At 37.0% G+C, this 17,115-nt stretch carries 15 protein-coding genes; 8 read left to right on the top strand and 7 right to left on the bottom strand.

The window, feature by feature from the left end; translation table 11 throughout:
• Positions 1-169 precede the first annotated feature (169 nt).
• Positions 170-1,549, bottom strand: coding sequence for a DUF937 domain-containing protein (locus tag BWI92_RS09610; protein ID WP_095162437.1), 1,380 nt, complete (start codon positions 1,547-1,549; stop codon positions 170-172).
• A 324-nt stretch (positions 1,550-1,873) separates the two neighbouring features.
• Here BWI92_RS09610 and hisB point away from each other — a divergent pair, with 324 nt between their 5' ends.
• From hisB to BWI92_RS09580, 6 genes are all read left to right on the top strand, one after another.
• Positions 1,874-2,995 carry a bifunctional histidinol-phosphatase/imidazoleglycerol-phosphate dehydratase HisB gene (gene hisB, locus BWI92_RS09605; protein WP_095162435.1) on the top strand — a complete coding sequence of 374 codons (1,122 nt, stop codon included), beginning with the start codon at positions 1,874-1,876 and terminating at the stop codon, positions 2,993-2,995.
• A 792-nt stretch (positions 2,996-3,787) separates the two neighbouring features.
• Positions 3,788-4,345 (top strand): hypothetical protein, encoded by a 558-nt coding sequence (locus BWI92_RS09600; RefSeq protein ID WP_095162433.1) that lies wholly within the window; start codon positions 3,788-3,790, stop codon positions 4,343-4,345.
• A gap of 120 nt (positions 4,346-4,465) precedes the next feature.
• Positions 4,466-5,263, top strand: a complete 798-nt coding sequence (locus BWI92_RS09595) for a hypothetical protein (protein ID WP_141234739.1) — start codon at positions 4,466-4,468, stop codon at positions 5,261-5,263.
• Between the two features lie 113 nt (positions 5,264-5,376).
• Positions 5,377-8,031 carry a collagen binding domain-containing protein gene (locus BWI92_RS09590; RefSeq protein WP_095162430.1) on the top strand — a complete coding sequence of 885 codons (2,655 nt, stop codon included), beginning with the start codon at positions 5,377-5,379 and terminating at the stop codon, positions 8,029-8,031.
• Between the two features lie 53 nt (positions 8,032-8,084).
• Positions 8,085-8,618 carry a hypothetical protein gene (locus BWI92_RS27000; protein WP_141234738.1) on the top strand — a complete coding sequence of 178 codons (534 nt, stop codon included), beginning with the start codon at positions 8,085-8,087 and terminating at the stop codon, positions 8,616-8,618.
• A gap of 17 nt (positions 8,619-8,635) precedes the next feature.
• Positions 8,636-9,130: a hypothetical protein gene (locus tag BWI92_RS09580; protein WP_095162426.1), complete on the top strand. Its 495-nt coding sequence runs from the start codon at positions 8,636-8,638 to the stop codon at positions 9,128-9,130.
• On the opposite strand, the gene radC is transcribed toward BWI92_RS09580, so the two are convergent.
• Together radC and rpsT are read right to left on the bottom strand one after the other, a co-directional pair.
• Positions 9,125-9,826 (bottom strand): RadC family protein, encoded by a 702-nt coding sequence (gene radC / locus BWI92_RS09575; protein ID WP_095162424.1) that lies wholly within the window; start codon positions 9,824-9,826, stop codon positions 9,125-9,127. The genes BWI92_RS09580 and radC overlap by 6 nt on opposite strands.
• A 445-nt stretch (positions 9,827-10,271) precedes the next feature.
• Positions 10,272-10,529, bottom strand: coding sequence for a 30S ribosomal protein S20 (rpsT, locus tag BWI92_RS09570; RefSeq protein WP_095162422.1), 258 nt, complete (start codon positions 10,527-10,529; stop codon positions 10,272-10,274).
• A 269-nt stretch (positions 10,530-10,798) separates the two neighbouring features.
• Between rpsT and BWI92_RS09565 the strand changes: the two genes are divergently transcribed.
• Both BWI92_RS09565 and BWI92_RS09560 read left to right on the top strand, forming a co-directional pair.
• The gene (locus BWI92_RS09565) at positions 10,799-11,755 is read left to right on the top strand and encodes a zinc dependent phospholipase C family protein (protein WP_095162420.1); all 957 of its coding nucleotides are present in this window, start codon (positions 10,799-10,801) and stop codon (positions 11,753-11,755) included.
• Positions 11,756-12,037: 282 nt separating this feature from the next.
• Positions 12,038-13,222, top strand: a complete 1,185-nt coding sequence (locus tag BWI92_RS09560; RefSeq protein WP_409024746.1) for a class I SAM-dependent rRNA methyltransferase — start codon at positions 12,038-12,040, stop codon at positions 13,220-13,222.
• Positions 13,223-13,318: 96 nt separating this feature from the next.
• On the opposite strand, the gene lepB is transcribed toward BWI92_RS09560, so the two are convergent.
• The 4 genes from lepB to BWI92_RS09540 form a co-directional block, all read right to left on the bottom strand.
• The gene (gene lepB, locus BWI92_RS09555; RefSeq protein WP_095162416.1) at positions 13,319-14,491 is read right to left on the bottom strand and encodes a signal peptidase I; all 1,173 of its coding nucleotides are present in this window, start codon (positions 14,489-14,491) and stop codon (positions 13,319-13,321) included.
• A gap of 167 nt (positions 14,492-14,658) precedes the next feature.
• Complete coding sequence (dapB, locus tag BWI92_RS09550; protein WP_095162414.1) at positions 14,659-15,375, bottom strand: 4-hydroxy-tetrahydrodipicolinate reductase; 717 nt, start codon at positions 15,373-15,375, stop codon at positions 14,659-14,661.
• Between the two features lie 41 nt (positions 15,376-15,416).
• Complete coding sequence (locus tag BWI92_RS09545) at positions 15,417-16,037, bottom strand: DUF5683 domain-containing protein (RefSeq protein WP_141234736.1); 621 nt, start codon at positions 16,035-16,037, stop codon at positions 15,417-15,419.
• A 102-nt stretch (positions 16,038-16,139) separates the two neighbouring features.
• Positions 16,140-17,081, bottom strand: coding sequence for a ParB/RepB/Spo0J family partition protein (locus BWI92_RS09540; protein WP_095162410.1), 942 nt, complete (start codon positions 17,079-17,081; stop codon positions 16,140-16,142).
• Between the last annotated feature and the right edge of the window lie 34 nt (positions 17,082-17,115).

The raw sequence follows: 17,115 nt of genomic DNA, 5'->3' as shown, positions 1-17,115 counted from the left end.
AGGTCATCCAGTATTGCAGTAAAACTAAAAAGGGTTCGAAAATTATTTTCGAACCCTTTTTAGTTTTACTTAGCTTTAGACGCTAAATATTTCGTCTCAATTTGAGTATATTAATTTTAACCTAATCACTCTTGCACTCAATCTCCAATCACTCAATGAGATAAGCATACTATTTCTTCACTACTTTCACCTCAATTCTTCTGTTTTTTGCTTTACCTTCTTCAGTGGTATTTGATGCCACAGGAACAAATGGACCTTTGCCATCAAAGTCGATACGGATAGCACTAATACCGTTAGTAACCAACATATTACGGATAGCAAACGCACGCTTACGTGACATTGTTTTATTCTGAAGAGTATCGCCAGTATTGTCTGTATGACTAGTAATCTTTACTTGAACCTTCGGATAAGCCGTCATGATTTTTGCTAGATCTTGGATATTCTTTTCTCCACCAGTTACCAAATTGGCTGTATTACCTTCAAATGCAACATTCTCAAGTACGAACACTTGTGATGGGCGGCTTGCGGTATCTGCTACATATTTGGTAAAGCGCTCTACAAATGACCCCGGTAGTGTTTCGATAGTTTGACCATTAGGCAATGCAATTCCAGTCAATTTAACTTCAGCAGCAGTGTTTGATGAATCAATTTTTGCTACAGCTGTATCCTTAGGCAAAGCCGTTGTGTCAATTTCAGCACCTGTTACTTGTTCCACCTGAGTGCTATCTACTTCATCAGTAGTACTGGCAAATGTTGATTGCCAGTCATAATTTACTAAGAAATAGGCAGCAACCGCTACCACCAAAGCTATAATACTAGCAGGGAAAACCCATTTTGGAAGAGGTTGACGTTCCTCGTCTTCCGAATCATAATTTTTGCTAGAATAAGTAACAACCTTATCTCTATCATCAGAGATTTTGGGAGCTGTTGGAGCAGGAACACCCGGAGAACGCAAAGGAGCACCTGACGCAAACTGTACAGGTTTTAACTCTTGGCTCATGAATGTTGCCAAACCTAGCACATCAATCATTTTTACTTGAAGATTTTCTGGTGTTTCACCTAATAGATAACTCTTCAATTCGAGTACATTGTTGGCTAGAGTACTCTTATCTGCATTTTGATTCGCAACAATTTTGCCTAATCTGCCAATAACCACAGGCATCACAAAAGCTAATAATGAAGTAGCCGTAGAATTACGAACACCTGCAAACTGTGAAATCAAGGTTGCGATTGAGCTTTTCTTATCAGGTAGCAACATGCTTACCAAACTATGGCCTTTCTCAACAACTTTGGCAAAACTTTCACGATCTTGTACAACACTTGAAATTTCAGAAAGAATAGCCCCATCGTGACCTCCTTTTTGGATTACGTTCATAAGCGTAGTAGCGCCAGCCTCATTCGTTGCTCTTTTCATGATACCACCAATAATGGTTGGTACAAGCCCCTCTATCGCCAACTTTACTTTGTCTTCTTTTTCACCTACTAGCGAGGCAGCTTTTACACTGATGTCCCCTCCTAATAACTCTTTCAACTCTACAATTAAATTCATATCAAATGTTTTAAGATTATTCTATCGAGATTTTAGATAAGCAATAGGCACTGTTTGTATGTTACGGTACACAACAACTCCATTTTTTTGCTCAAAAATACAATCCTTCCTTGATATTTGGCGCATATTTTCCAATATCTTATCAAATCATTTTATCAACGCCCTTGTTGACTTGTTTAATGCAAAATAGATGTTAAAAAAATGAAATTCTTCTAAAAAAATTTAATTACCAAAACATGAACCTTAACTTTGTGACTCCATACAAAAAGGATAGCTCAAATTTTACCTCCAAAAATGCTATCCTCAGACGTAATCACAAAAACAATGAAAAAAGTTTTATTTATCGACCGTGACGGTACTATCATTCAAGAACCTCCTGTTGATTTTCAAGTTGATTCATTAGAAAAATTAGCTTTTTTACCTAAAGCCATCTCTAATCTTCGCAAAATTGCTGAGGAAACTGACTATGAATTGGTTATGGTGACCAATCAAGATGGTTTAGGAACCGACTCTTTCCCAGAGGATACGTTTTGGCCTGCTCACAACAAAATGATGGATACCCTTACAGGTGAAAACATCATTTTTGCAGACGTACATATCGACCGTACATTTGAACATGAAAATGCGCCTACTCGCAAGCCTTCGACGGGAATGTTGACTAAGTATTTTGATAGCACTCAATACGATTTGGCCAACTCTTATGTATTGGGAGACCGCTTGACAGATATTCAATTGGCGATTAATCTTGGAGCAAAAGCTATTTATTTAGGAGAAAAAGCCATTGAGCAACCAGAACATACAGAAGCTACAGCTTTGATTTCGGCTGATTGGGATACCATTTATGAGTTTTTACGTTTACCTGAACGTAAAGCGTCGGTTGAGCGTATCACAAAAGAAACTCAAATTTGGGTTGAATTGAACCTAGATGGTAAGGGAAAATCACAAATCGAAACAGGCTTAGGCTTTTTTGACCATATGCTTGACCAGTTGGCAAAACACTCTGGGGCAGATTTGAAGGTAAAAGTTATAGGTGATTTACATATCGACGAGCACCATACTGTTGAAGATACAGCACTTGCCCTTGGCGAAGCTTACTTGAAAGCTTTGGGTGACAAAAAAGGTATTGCTCGTTATGGTTATTTCTTATTACCAATGGACGAAGCGCTCGTACACGCTGCGATCGACTTCTCTGGACGTAACTGGATGGTATGGGATGCAAAATATTCTCGCGAGAAAATTGGGGACGTTCCAACAGAAATGTTCTTCCATTTCTTTAAATCATTTACTGATACTGCTAAGTGTAATCTGAATATCAAAGCAGAAGCAGACAATGAGCATCACAAAATCGAAGCTACCTTCAAAGCCTTTGCTAAAGCCATCAAAATGGCAACTAAAAGAGAAATTAAGGACTTGGATATTCTTCCATCAACTAAAGGAGTTTTATAGTTAAGTTCATAAAATATCCGTTCGGATAACTTTGTTTTTTTGACTTAACAAAAAACTACCCAAAGTTTAGCAGTTAATATATGAATCTTTCGGTTTTGAATTTTATCTTTGTGGCATCAAAACTGACTGTTCATTTTCATAAATCTAAAATATAAATACCATGGGTGTTTCAGGAGCTTTATTCTTTATCGTTCTTTTTGTGCTAGCAGCAGTTGTAGGTTCGAAACTACAAAAAATCTATAACGAAAGAGGCAAATAAGATGTCAAGTACAAAAAAAGAGAACTAAAGCAGTTCTCTTTTTTGTATAGTTACTATTCTCAACTACACTTTTTCTACTCTATACGTCGTTCGTCCCAAAAATACATTTCAACTTCTTTACATTTCCTCTATTCACTCAAAAATACGCAATCCGCAATTACTTAAATATCAGCAATTTAATCATCTACAATTCCACATTCTTTTCTTGTGATTGTTTTTCCATTTGAAAGTCCATTTCAATACTACTGCGTTCGTGTAATTCAAGGTTTTCAAATAGGTAATTGGCATAATTACTGCTTACAATTCCACATTAACTCCTTTAAATTCAAGACAATACGGTTATTTTACCTATTTAAAACTATGCTGATTATTAAACTCAAATATTTATTTCGACAACCGTCTCCATACTATCTCTCCCACCTCAATAAAGTCATTTAAACCGCATTATAGCACTCATCACACCTAGCTGTAAATGTCTCAAGTTTAAAGCGCCGTCAAGCAAATGATTTTTCACAATTTAAAACCAAGTAGCCATGAAACAACGTGTTTTCTTCTTATCCGCTTTAGTACTTTTCTTGCTTTCTAAAATCGAAGTCGTTGGCCAAACCGACTCACATACCATAGGTATTACGATTCCTGCCGTTACCATGCTAAGAATTGCACCTACAGCCAGCAAAAATATCACGATGGACTTTACCGCACCAAGTACCGCTGGTGATCCTATTGTAGCACCTACTAATAATACTTCTCTGTATTTGCAGTATAGTTCTATTATGACTGCTCCTGCAACTGGTCGTAAAATTTCAGTACAGGCATCTGCAACTGTTGCTGGTTTGACTATCGCAGTAACCGCAGCAAACCCTGGTGCAACCAATTTGCAAGGTGCTGGTGGTACAGGCAGTACAATCTCTTCGTTGGGAACAACTGCTACCGACATTATTACTGGTATCACAAGTTGTGCAACAGGAACAGGATCTACAGATGGTAGTAATTTAACGTATAGCATTGCGACTACAAGTGCTTCAGCGTATCAAAACATTCGTTCTGGAACATCAAGTATCACAGTGACATACACTTTAGCTGATAACTAAAAGTATCTAAACTCTTTGACATTCAATTACCCGTATCTTAAAGATAGGAAGCCTGCTAGATCACAGCTTATTCTTTAAGATACGGTTGACATTCCGTACCCGTGTTAATTTATTATGCTTATGAATCAACTCATTAAGTGGGCTTTGTGCTGGGCGATTATTTTCTCTTCCTTAACTGGATTTTCAAATATTTTAATTTTGAACGGACTCACCCATGAACACGCCATTTTGGGAGAATCTGCTCAAGTAAAAGGAGTCATAAAACTAAAAAATGATGCCGAGACTCCAATAAAAGTGCTATTTTATAAACAAGAGTATTTACTTGCTTGTGGTCAGGAATCTAATTTTGCCAACACACCAACACACTCGTATTCGTTAGCACGTTATCTCACAACGCCATTATCTGAGAAAATACTCGCGCCTAAAGAAGAATTTGATTTGCCCTATTCGGTAGCATTGCCACAAAGCTCTCCAAATGGAAGTTACTGGTCGGTTATCATGATTGAGGCTGCCGACCCTATTACTAGTAACGACCCTTCGGGGGTAAGTATCAACTCAAAGGTGAGATACGCTATTCAGGTCATTGCGAACAAAGGCGCCTTTGAAAGCCCGAAATTATCTTTCTTGGATGTTCGCTATAATGCTAAAAAACAGCAGGCTTCAAATAGTCAGGTAATTGTCTCACTCAAAAATGAAGGACGTTTTTCGGCTAAAACAAAGGTTTCATTAGAGATTTATAATGACAAAGGTGAAAAAATAAAGGTATTTGAAAGTTTGTCTAGAAGAATTTACCAGGACAAATGCAATACCTTCGAAGTAGATATTGTAGGACTCCCGAAAGGGAAGTACGAAGGAATTTTGATTGCCGATAATGGCACAGATTTATTTGCCTCCAATCTTGAACTATCTATCGAGTAAAGTAGCCTAGGTTGACAATGTGTTCCCTCAAGTACATATTATCCCCAAAAATCTTTATTCTATGTCTAGCAGTAGAGATATTCGGTGCTTTCACAAAAGCACAGGGACAAACATTGCCCAAAATTCAGCAATTAAAATACCCTTCGGATATTTCTCCAGGCGAGCACTTCACTGTTTTTTGTGATATCAAGCATCCTCTAAAACAAGGAATTGTGCCTATTCAGTTAATAGCGCCACCCAATTGGGCAACGATTTTGACCAAGCAAATTCCTATCAATGATAGTACAAGCAGGTTTGTTCAAACGATGGTATGTCCGAATAAGGTAGCGATTCGCCCTTATTATTTTGTATTTCAGTCACAAAAACAATCTATTGCGAATTTTCCCATTACCATCAGAAAGGTTCATCAATTGATAATTACGCCGATCAATCTTCCTGAATTTGCCAAAGAAGGAGATACACTGAATATTTCATTCTCCATTCAGAATGCAGGTAATATTCCTGAAAAAGCAACAATTGGCTTAAATCAAGGTAAAATATTTAGCCAAAAAGATACTCTCGATGTGCCAATTGGAGCGAATGAAAGCTTCACCATTTTTACAAGGCATGTTATTCAATCCACCAACCAAGGAAACTGGAATTATAATCCGATTCTATCACTTAAAACGAAAGACACTTCAATTATTAGCGTTGTATCCATTCCTGTATATGGAACCACTCGCAAGGAAGATAATTCGTGGCTCAAGTTTCCCCTAGAAATTGGTGGCGTTTATATTGGCACAAAGCAGGGTGATTTGTCGACTTCTGCTTACCAATTTGACGTAAGAGGGAAAGGATTCTTAGACCTTTCCAATAAGCACTATATTGATTTTACCGCGCATGGACCCAACCAATTTCAAATTCCTATGATTGGTTCGTATGAGATTTATTCCATGAAATATGATTTCAAAAGAAATCTATCAGTACAAGTAGGTGATTATAATTTAAGGCTTACTAATTTATTAGAATTTGGTCGATTTAGTAGAGGCGCAAAAATAGATTGGCGAAATGGAGCAATTGGGTCAAGTCTTTATTATGCCAAACCTCGTTTTGAATCTGACCTCAACTATCAATTGGGAGGTAATGTATCTTGGTATTATTCAAAAAACAATTTTATTACCGCTGGCTATCAACGAAAAGGCGTGTTGCTCAGAAATCAATCTTTTGATGCTAATGTCTTGAATCTTTTTTCTAGTATTACGACTGCCAAGATTCATTGGGAAACAGAGTTGGCACAAAGTATTTCTAACAATGGAACGGATTATGCGATTCAGAATAATGTTAATTGGTATAATAAATGGATTTCCGTTTCGAGTAATTTGATTTATGCGGGCAAAAATTTTTACGGATTTTATAAAAGTGGCTGGCAGACTTTCAATTCTATCAATTTTACCATCAACAACCATCTTTCTTTGGGGATAAGCCATAATCTCACTAGAATAAATCCTTCTTTCGACCTGCTTGTATATAATTCTTCGCCCTATCTCAAAAGCCTGATCGGGCAGTTGAATTATCGATTCAACTATCGAAGTATGTTGCGACTGAGTTATAATATTCTTGAAAGAGAAGATAGATTAGAGCCAAAATCTTTCTATTACAGAGAATCCTTTGGTGGGCTAGGCTATGATTATAACGGGGAAAAATTTGCGCTCTCTTACAATGGCAGATGGGGTAATGCCGAAAATTTGTTGGTTCCCAATGATGAAAACATCATTAAAACCTCTTTTTCCAATGCTATAAATCCTCAAATCAGGCTAATTCCTTCGCTTTGGCTAGGAGGTATTTTTGAACATCTCTACACGAGTAAATATTCGGCGACCAACAGCAATACAAATTACTATTTCTATGGTGGCTCTTTCAGACTTAACATTCGTCCATGGCTCAATGCAATGGCGACTTATCGAAACAACTTTACGCCTGATGCATTTGTTCAAACACAAAGTTATTTATCAGGAAACCTCAATCTCGATTTCAAGCATCATGCCTTTAGTCTAATTGTTGGTCAATCTTTTATTCCTCAAGCAATTAATCTTGGAAATATCAACCGAGATGCTATTTATTTTTCGTTAAAATATACCCTAAAACTGAATTTACCTTTGGCAAAAGATAAACGCCAAGGTACAGTAATAGGTCAATTGAGTAGCAATGACAACACGCTTTCGGTAGGGAATGTCATGGTATCTTTAGGGGAGAAAAAGGTATTAACAGATGCCAATGGCAAGTTTACTTTTAACAAAATCATTCCTGACAAATATCTTTTCAGAGTAGAACCCAATCCTAACTTTTTTAATGTTGCGATAACCCCTCGTGGTCCTATAGAAGTCCAAGTAAAGAATGATAGTGTTCATACGTTAAAAGTAGCGATTGCCAGAACGGGTATTATCAATGGTATAATTCAACTGTTAGACCAAAATGGCAACAAAAAAATAGATAGCACACTGGTATTTCCTACTATCTTTATTAAAATACAAAATGACCAAGGCTCTATTACTACCAAAGTAAATGCCCTTGGTGAATTTAGTTTTAGTGATGTTATCCCTGGTTCTTGGAATTTATCGGCATGGCTTGTCAATAATCAAAACGCTTTTCAACTAATAGAGGCCAATCAGAATATACAAGTGAATCCTAGTAAAACAGTCGATATCGCCATTGGGTTACAGTCACTTCAGCGAAAATTGGTATATGGTAGTAAAAGTTTTCAGATAAAATTACATAATAAAAATCCATAAAGAATACCCCATGAGATAATTGAAGCCAACATGGGTAAAAACGAAAAGCCTACATGATGAAATTGCTGTTATTTGCTAGAATATTGATTTTATTAATCCTAAGTGAGCAAATTAATGCCCAATCAACTGTATCAGTGGGCATTACCCTAAACTCTGTGGCATTACTAAAATTAAGCCCCAATAGCAACTCAATTTCATTTAGTTTTTCAACACCATCTACTGCAGGTGGCGCTATCACTACTTTGACAAATACGAGCAAATGGCTTAATTTCAGCTCAGCCGTAGCCCCGAGTGCCTCTAGAAGAATCACAGCACAAATTTCGGGAGGCACAGTCCCAAGTGGCTTACAACTCACTGTACTCGCAGGAACAGCCGTAACAAGCACAGGGACAGTTGGTTCGTCATCAGGCACAGTTACCTTATCAACATCTAGCAATACAATTATTAACAATATTGGTGGCGCTTACACAGGAAGTGGCTCAAACACAGGATACAACCTCACCTACTCTTTAAGTGTGAGTAACTATCAACTATTACGCTCAGGAACAAGCTCATTTTCAGTAACCTATACGATGGTCGATAATTAAAGAAAAAGTTTCAGTATATGCTCAAAAATCTGTCATATTATCTCATCTTTACGCTTTTCTTTTTTGTTTTTCAACAAAAAGGCATTACTCAAAGCATTGCCATTCAATCAGGAGGAACCTCTTGGTCTGTTACTGTACCTGCCAGTAATATTACCACTGCCGGGCTTGACTACAGCATCAATATGACTAGCGCAACTAACCAATCGCTAATGAATATCAGTACACTTCTGACTTATGAAGTTCGAGCTAAGAAACAAGATACACTTTGGGATAGTAGATTAGAGTTGTATGTACGAAAAACAGGAGATGGAACTCCTGTGCTTCTTGCCACCATAAGCCCTTCGGGAGTTGGCAGCTATAATTTACTCGGAAGCTCCGACGTAACTCTTTTCTCAGGATTGTTGGGTAGAACAGGAGTTCCACTTCAGTATGAAATCAGGGGAATTTCAGTTGTAGTACCTGTTCGAACTTATTCGACCACCATTGTTTATACTTTTGTGGGGTTATTATAACATACCTTCATCAGCAAAACTGAGATACGTTTTATCGGTAAAAATCAAATGGTCTAAGACAGGCATATCCAAAAACTTTCCAGCTTCCACCATTTTCTTTGTCAAATCTTTATCCGCCTGACTTGGTGCAGTGTTTCCAGAAGGATGATTGTGAGACAAAATCATCGCACTCGCGAGATTTTCTAAAGCAAGTTTAAAAATCAATTTTGGATCGGCAACCGTTCCAGCCACTCCACCAGAGCTAATACATTGACAACGAATTACTTGATTAGCACGATTAAGCAAAATCACCCAAAATTCTTCGTGTGATAAGTCCAGCATATAAGGCTTTAGTACTTGATAAGCATCATTGGAGGAGGTAATTCTTGGTCTTTTAGGTACTTCAGCGTCTTTTCGTCTACGCCCCAACTCCAAAGCACTTACAATCGTGATTGCCTTCGCTTCGCCGATTCCTTTAAATTTGGCGAGTTCTTTGACCGTGAGTCGAGCTAATTGGTTCAAATCACCGCTGACACCTTGTAAGATCAATTTGGCAATGTCGATAGCAGTCAGTTTTTGAATACCAGAACCAATCAGAATCCCTAATAATTCGGCATCCGAAAGAGCTGATTTGCCTTTGAGGAGAAGTTTTTCGCGGGGACGGTCCTCCTCCGCCCACTCTTTGATATTGAGATGTTCGCTAGAATATGATGACATAGGTGAATGTATTTACTATATTTTTTTAGGTAAATATGTAGAAAAGTATTGTAATAAGTCGTATTTTTTGAAAATTTTAGTATTTGTGCTATTACTTCAATAGGTATTAAGTATTAGTGCAAAATTATATTTCAGTTTTTATCCTAGGGACAAGGCAACAGGCACAAGGCAAAGAGTGTTAAAATATTTTTAACGACCAAGGACATACATTTTACCCTAAGCCCACAGCAGGAAGCCATTATCTGAAAGCCCAAAGAACAATCTTAAATTTTATTTTGCCCACTAACTTAAGCTACATGCCTTAAGCTAGATATTTAAAATGTATTGAATGAAATCACGAATACACTTTTGCCTAATGACTTTGGCTTATAATCTAGTATTAATCATACAAAAAGGGTCTCATTCGAAAATGAGACCCTTTCTAGACTTAGTATTTTGAAGCTGATTAAGCTGCTACTTTACTCACCAACTTAGCTAACTTTGATTTCAAGTTAGAAGCTTTATTTTTGTGAATAATGTTCTTCTTAGCCAATTTGTCTAAAGCTGAAGAAACTTTCTTATAGAGTTCAGAAGCTACTGCTTTATCGTTAGTTTCACGTAAACGTTTTACCATTGTACGAGTAGTCTTGTGTTGGTAACGGTTACGCAATCTTTTAGCTTCGTTCGCTCTAATTCTTTTTAACGCTGATTTGTGATTTGCCATTTTTATTTCCCGAATAATATTGGTTTTCTAAATTGAAGTGCAAAGGTACAGAAAAAGTTAGACTTCCACAACCTAATTGTAGTATTTTCTTTTCAGATTTACCAATAATTTACTCAATATTAATTGAAAAATTGATTTTTGCGGTGCAAATGTCGTTGAAATAAATTGCATTTCCAAGATTAGCCATGTAACTTTAATCAATTTATTCATCTTATTTTGATAGTTCTCACATGAAACCTACCCTATTTCTACGAAGTTTTTTACTTCTTATGCTTTATGGCTACTCCTTCCCTGCTAATTCTGATCAAGTTAGTCATTGGGGATTTTTTGGGCATCAACTCATCAATCGACTTGCAGTTTTTACACTCCCACCAGAAATGATTGTTTTTTATAAAAAACATCTTGGGTATATTGTCGAACATGCTGTAGACCCCGACAAACGACGCTATGCGATTCCTGATGAAGCACCAAGGCATTTTATCGACTTAGATTATTATGGCGACAGTGCGTTTTTTCATTTGCAAAAACCTTGGGAGCAGGTGGTGGAAAAATACTCCGAGGATACCCTCAAAAAGCATGGTATTGTACCTTGGCATATTCAGTTTATGAAATATCGCCTCACTAAAGCATTTGAATCCAAAAATTTGCCCCTTATCCTAAAATGTTCGGCAGAAATTGGGCATTATATTGGAGACTCAAATGTTCCATTGCATACTACCTCTAACTATAATGGACAAAAAACACAACAAGTTGGGATTCATGGTCTCTGGGAATCAAGACTTCCTGAGCTTTTTTCTAAGGATTATGATTTTTTTGTAGGAAAAGCCGAATATGTAAAATCTCCACAAAAACGCATTTGGGCACATATTAGGGTTGCGAACGCTTGTCTGGATTCTGTTTTTAGGTTTGAAAAAGCACTACAAACTCATATTCCATCCAACAAGCAATTCAGCGTGGACGAACGAAATGCCATTAACACCAGAACCTATTCTCAGTTCTATAGTCAAACCTATCATAATCTTCTCAATCATCAAGTGGAGCGCCAAATGCAGGCAACAGTGAAAATGATTGGAGATTTTTGGTACACTTGTTGGATCGATGCAGGACAACCAGATTTAAACGATTTATCTCAACAAAACTTGAGTGATTCATTACAAATAGCGGATAAAAAAGAAGCAAATTCTTGGCTCAAACGTATTTTTTCAGCTAGGGACGAAAATGAATAATAAATTTCTGGTAGAAGATAAGGATAAAAATACGGCATTAGGATTTAAGCATTATGCTAAAGACTAAAAGTTGAAAAGTATTTTAGAAACATTATTGCGTAATCACGAAAATTACGCAAGTCTATCACTTGAGCTATAATTTTGCTTCAATTCAGACAATTTATCTTCTACCTTTGTATTATGAAAAATCAATTTAGAAGAAATAGCGATTTTCGTAGAAAAAATCAGCCTAATCATAAGACTAATAAACCTGCTGTAAAGTCAGATTTAAGTCATCTTAGTTTGGATAAACCTGCGGTTGTATTAAATGCAGGCAAAGAATTACCTGTAAAACGTTTTCACCCTTGGGTATTTTCTGGGGCAATTTCCCAAATTTTAGGAGAACCAACAGACGGACAGGTGGTAGATGTATTAGATTTTGAAGGTAGCTTTTTGGCTACTGGCCATTACCACGAAGGAAGTATTGCTGTAAAAATATTTTCATTTGAACAAACAGAAGCTGACGAAGAATTTTGGTTTAACAAAATGGCGCAAGCTTTTGAAGTACGTAAATTAATCGACTTTGAACAAACCAATTGTTTCCGTTTGATTCATGGTGAAGGTGACGGTTGTCCTGGACTAATCGTGGATGTTTATAATGGCGTAGCAGTTTTACAAGCTCATAGCATTGGAATGCACCTTGAGCGTCATAAATTGGCAAATGCCATCAAAAGAGCGTTGGGCGATAACTTAGTGGCTATTTATGATAAAAGCGTAGAGACTTTGCCTCCTCAATATGCCGCAAATCAAAAAAATGGATATTTAATCGGAACAAGTTCAGTACCTCATCCAGCCAAAGAAAATGGTCATACGTTTTTGATTAACTGGGAAACTGGGCAAAAAACTGGTTTCTTCCTTGATCAGCGTGATAACCGAGCTTTATTGGCTCGTTATGCGAAAGATCGCAAAGTGTTAAACTCGTTCTGTTATTCTGGTGGCTTTTCAATTTATGCACTCAACGAAGGAGCAACTTTGGTTCACTCGGTGGACGTTTCACAAAAAGCCATTGACTTGGTAAATCAGAACGTAGAAGCAAACTTTGGAGACAAAAACGCCAATAATCATGAGGCTTATGCTGAAGATGTTATGAAATATCTGAAAGCAAACGACCAATTTTATGACTTGATTGTTCTTGACCCTCCTGCGTATGCGAAAAGTATGGATGCTCGCCACCGTGCAGTGCAAGGTTATAAGCGTTTGAATATGGAAGGTTTTAAGCGTTTGGGCAAAGGTGGCATTTTGTTTACGTTCTCATGCTCACAAGTAGTAGATAGAGAATTGTTTTACAATACAGTTGTATCAGCAGCGTTAGAGGCTGGGCGACAAGTGAGAGTATTACACCATTTGACGCAACCATCAGACCACCCTGTTAATTTCTTCCATCCAGAAGGAAGTTATCTAAAAGGTTTGGTTCTTTACGTTGAGTAAATAAAACCAAAAAGATATACAAAAAGGGCTGACTCAGTGTTGAGTCAGCCTTTTTGTATATCTTTTTCTAGTAAATCAATACTTGAAATCTTATTGCTATTCAACAAATCTGAATAATCTGTTCCAACGAATTTTACTCAAGAAAGATTTGTTCGGGTCAAGTGACATCCAGATGAATACCGCTTTACCAACAATATGATCAGCAGGAACAAAACCAAAGAATCTTGAATCTTCTGAATTGTGACGGTTGTCACCCATCATAAAGTAATAATCTTGTTTGAAAGTATAAGAAGTAACAGGCTTGCCATCGATACTTACTTTATAATTTTCGATAACAACGTTTTTATTTCCTTCGTAATACTTGATAACATACTTATACTTATCGATATTCATTGAATCCAATTGGATTGTCAAACCAGCTTTTGGCACTTGAATCGGTCCAAAATTATCACGATTCCAGTTATAAAGTGCTGAACTCATTGGCGCATCTTCTTGGTGAATGATATTTGCACCAACCTCCATACGCTCACCTTTTGGAGAAATAATAGGAGAGATTTCTTTCACACCATCCAACTGCTTTAATTTAGCAATATTTGATTCGAAAGTATTCACCACATATACAAAATATCCTTTTTTCGTATCAGAAGAATCTCCTTGGTAAGGTCCTACTAGGTTATTATTCTCATGTCCCATGGCATCGATACCATTGTATATTCCCAATTCTTCAAAAGGTTTTACGTCTGTAATTTCTTTTGTTGTTTTAAGAATATAACCATGTTGCATCTTGGCAGGATTGGTAGCAGGTTTACCATTGATGTACAACTGTGTATTTTTAATTTCAATCAAATCTCCAGCTGTAGCAACACAACGTTTGATATAATAGGTTTTTAAATCAACAGGAGCATCTCCATCTGGTGAATAATTTGGCACATTGAAAACAACAGCGTCGCCTTTAGTAACATCAGAAAAACCTGGCAAACGGTAAATAGGAAGATCTAACCAAGTTAAATAAGAAGGTAAATCTGTACCCCAAATTTTTTGGTGAGTCAATGGTACTTGTAATGGCGTTTTAGGCGTACGAACACCATAGTGGAGTTTGCTCACAAACAAGAAATCTCCAACCATCAAGCTACTTTCCATAGATGAGGTCGGAATCGTATAGGCTTCGAAAAAGAAGAAACGAATCAAGGTAGCAGCCACAACTGCAAATACAACTGAATCAACCCACTCACGAAAGGCTGACTTTTTAACAGGCTTTTTTTCAGACATTTTACAAAAATCTTAAATTTCTTTGATGGTTATGTAGCTAAGCTTTTACACAATAAGTCGTGATTCTTTACCTAGAATTACATTTCCATGAATTTATTTTTCAAACATTGACAAAATAAAAGCACTAAGTAATCCAACATTGTATTACTTAGTGCTTTTGAATGCTATTATTCTGCTAACAAATCTTCCATGCCAAATACGCCTTTTTTGTCAGCAATCCACTCTGCTGCAATCACTGCGCCCAATGCAAAACCTTCACGACCATGAGCTTGGTGCAAAATTTCGATTTGGTCAATATCAGAAATATATTTAACAATGTGCGTTCCTGGCACTTTGCCTTCACGAGCCGACCAAATTGCCACTTCATTTTCGGCAGGAATTTCGTTATTAATCCATTTGTCTTTGCCAGCAAGATTTTCAATTAAACCTTCAGCAATAGTAATAGCTGTTCCACTTGGAGAATCTTTCTTTTCAGTATGATGAATCTCGGTAGTGCTTACGCTATACTGTTTTTGAGGACTCATCAATTTGGCTAACATTTTATTCAGTTTAAAAAATATGTTAACCCCAATTGAATAATTTGAAGACCAGAAAAATGCACTTCCTTTTTCTAATGTTAAAGCCTCTAACTCAGGCTTTTTCTCTAGCCAACCTGTCGTTCCTGAAACTACTGGAATACCTTTTTCGATACAAGATTTTACATTTTCGTATGCTGAAAGAGGATGGCTAAATTCAATGACTGCATCTACATCAGCAGCGGTTAGAGCGTCGAATTCGCTACGGTTATTTACGTCGATTCGTGCTACTATGTTATGACCTCGGCTCAGAGCAATCTTCTCTATTACTTTACCCATTTTGCCATAGCCGAGAAGAACAATATTCATGTTAATTGAGACTATTTATGTGAAAATTTTAATTCTATTTATTATTTCAACGCCAATGTGATTTTTGCACCAAACGCAGGACTATTCATAAAAGGAGTCGTCACAGATGGTTGTATTTTCATTGAAATATCATCAGTCAAATCAAATGTTTTTAAGTGTGCCGTTACATTGGCATCAACGATATTGGCTGCCCAAATGACGAGTACAAACAAGATTGCAGTATCTCTATATCGGTGATAATATTGGGTTCCAGTTTTTAGTTGTGCTGCCGTCATCTCACGAGTAACACCATTATAAGTAATGGACGTCCCCGTTAGCTTATTCTCTGTTACATATCTTGATTTATTCAAGAACAGTTGATAGTATTCATTGTTATGAATAATAAAATAGACATTCACCCCAAAACCTGCCGCTAAAATTGGCAACTTCCAATACTGTCGATTATAGATTTGTCCCCATCCTGGCACCATTGCTGAACGAATAGTAGCTATTCTTGGAATAATCTTATACTGCTTTTTCCCTGAATCTAATGACTTAGCTACTTTTGTCAAGTCATCTTTTGGAATTTGAATGGTATCTGCTTTCAAGATTTGTGCTGGTGAACAATAGCTCAACAACATAGCAATTATACTCAAAAGCCATACTTTTTGTATGTGTTTCATGCGTATTCTAGTCAAAATTTCTTGCAAAGTTCATGTAAAATAACTTCGTTTTCAATGCCTTAACAAGATTTAACAAAACTATTGTTGGAAAATCGACCAGAGTTAAGCTTTGATTGAGAGCAAAATTTTGTCTAATTCTTCTTGTGAAGTAAACGGAATCTTGATTTCTCCTTTGCCTTTGTCATCTGCTTTTACGGTTACTTTTGAACCAAAATAAGCCTGAAGTCTAAATTGAAGGCTTCTTATTTCTTGTTTTACGCCACCTTTTTTATCAACACCTTCAGCCATTAATTTGGCGTTTGACAATTCTCTTACAGCCTCTTCTACTTTACGAACAGACCATTCTTCGGCGATGGTTTTGTTAAAAATAGATAGTTGGTGCTCACGATTGTCAATATTGATAATAGCACGCGCGTGTCCCATCGAAATCTTGTTATCGCGTAATGCCACCTGAATCACATCAGGAAGTTTCAACAGACGAATGTAGTTATTGACAGTCGTACGGTTTTTACCAACTCTATCTCCAAGCTCTTCTTGCTTAAGGCTACATTCGGTAATCAAACGCTGATAACTCAAGGCAATTTCGATCGCATTCAAGTTTTCACGCTGAATGTTTTCGATTAAAGCCATTTCCAACATTTGTTGGTCGTCAGCCGTGCGCACATAGGCAGGAATCATGCGTAAACCTGCACGCTTAGATGCTTGCAAACGGCGTTCTCCCGAAATAAGCTGATATTTATTTGGGGCAATTTGACGCACCGTAATAGGCTGAATAATCCCTTGTACACGGATTGAATCGGCCAATTCGTTGAGAGCCTCCTCATCGAAATGAGTACGAGGTTGATACGGGTTGGTTTCGATAGTATCTACCGAAATTTCGTTCATCGAGCTAATTTGCTCCAAACGTTGAGGACGCTCGATGGGTGTAGGGTTACTAGGTCTGGTATTATTTACACCATTAACTGAATCTGAGTCCTGTAACAAAGCTCCTAAGCCTCTGCCAAGTCCAACACGTTTTTTTGCAGGTAATTCCATTTTACTCATGGTATAAAAGTTAATAAGTACAAATGTATATTGG

Origin of the sequence: Flectobacillus sp. BAB-3569 (genome assembly GCF_002270355.1) — a bacterium.
GTDB lineage: Bacteria > Bacteroidota > Bacteroidia > Cytophagales > Spirosomataceae > Flectobacillus > Flectobacillus roseus.
Note: the sequence above shows the minus strand (reverse complement) of the source record. Positions and strands in the feature narration are given on the sequence as shown.

Excerpts from the sequence above, each read along its gene's own strand:
- BWI92_RS09610 (WP_095162437.1), bottom strand. The coding sequence starts at position 1,549 with ATGAATTTAATTGTAGAGTTGAAAGAGTTATTAGGAGGGGACATCAGT.
- hisB (WP_095162435.1), top strand. The coding sequence starts at position 1,874 with ATGAAAAAAGTTTTATTTATCGACCGTGACGGTACTATCATTCAAGAA.
- BWI92_RS09600 (WP_095162433.1), top strand. The coding sequence starts at position 3,788 with ATGAAACAACGTGTTTTCTTCTTATCCGCTTTAGTACTTTTCTTGCTT.
- BWI92_RS09595 (WP_141234739.1), top strand. The coding sequence starts at position 4,466 with ATGAATCAACTCATTAAGTGGGCTTTGTGCTGGGCGATTATTTTCTCT.
- BWI92_RS27000 (WP_141234738.1), top strand. The coding sequence starts at position 8,085 with ATGATGAAATTGCTGTTATTTGCTAGAATATTGATTTTATTAATCCTA.
- BWI92_RS09580 (WP_095162426.1), top strand. The coding sequence starts at position 8,636 with ATGCTCAAAAATCTGTCATATTATCTCATCTTTACGCTTTTCTTTTTT.
- radC (WP_095162424.1), bottom strand. The coding sequence starts at position 9,826 with ATGTCATCATATTCTAGCGAACATCTCAATATCAAAGAGTGGGCGGAG.
- rpsT (WP_095162422.1), bottom strand. The coding sequence starts at position 10,529 with ATGGCAAATCACAAATCAGCGTTAAAAAGAATTAGAGCGAACGAAGCT.
- BWI92_RS09565 (WP_095162420.1), top strand. The coding sequence starts at position 10,799 with ATGCTTTATGGCTACTCCTTCCCTGCTAATTCTGATCAAGTTAGTCAT.
- lepB (WP_095162416.1), bottom strand. The coding sequence starts at position 14,491 with ATGTCTGAAAAAAAGCCTGTTAAAAAGTCAGCCTTTCGTGAGTGGGTT.
- dapB (WP_095162414.1), bottom strand. The coding sequence starts at position 15,375 with ATGAATATTGTTCTTCTCGGCTATGGCAAAATGGGTAAAGTAATAGAG.
- BWI92_RS09545 (WP_141234736.1), bottom strand. The coding sequence starts at position 16,037 with ATGAAACACATACAAAAAGTATGGCTTTTGAGTATAATTGCTATGTTG.
- BWI92_RS09540 (WP_095162410.1), bottom strand. The coding sequence starts at position 17,081 with ATGAGTAAAATGGAATTACCTGCAAAAAAACGTGTTGGACTTGGCAGA.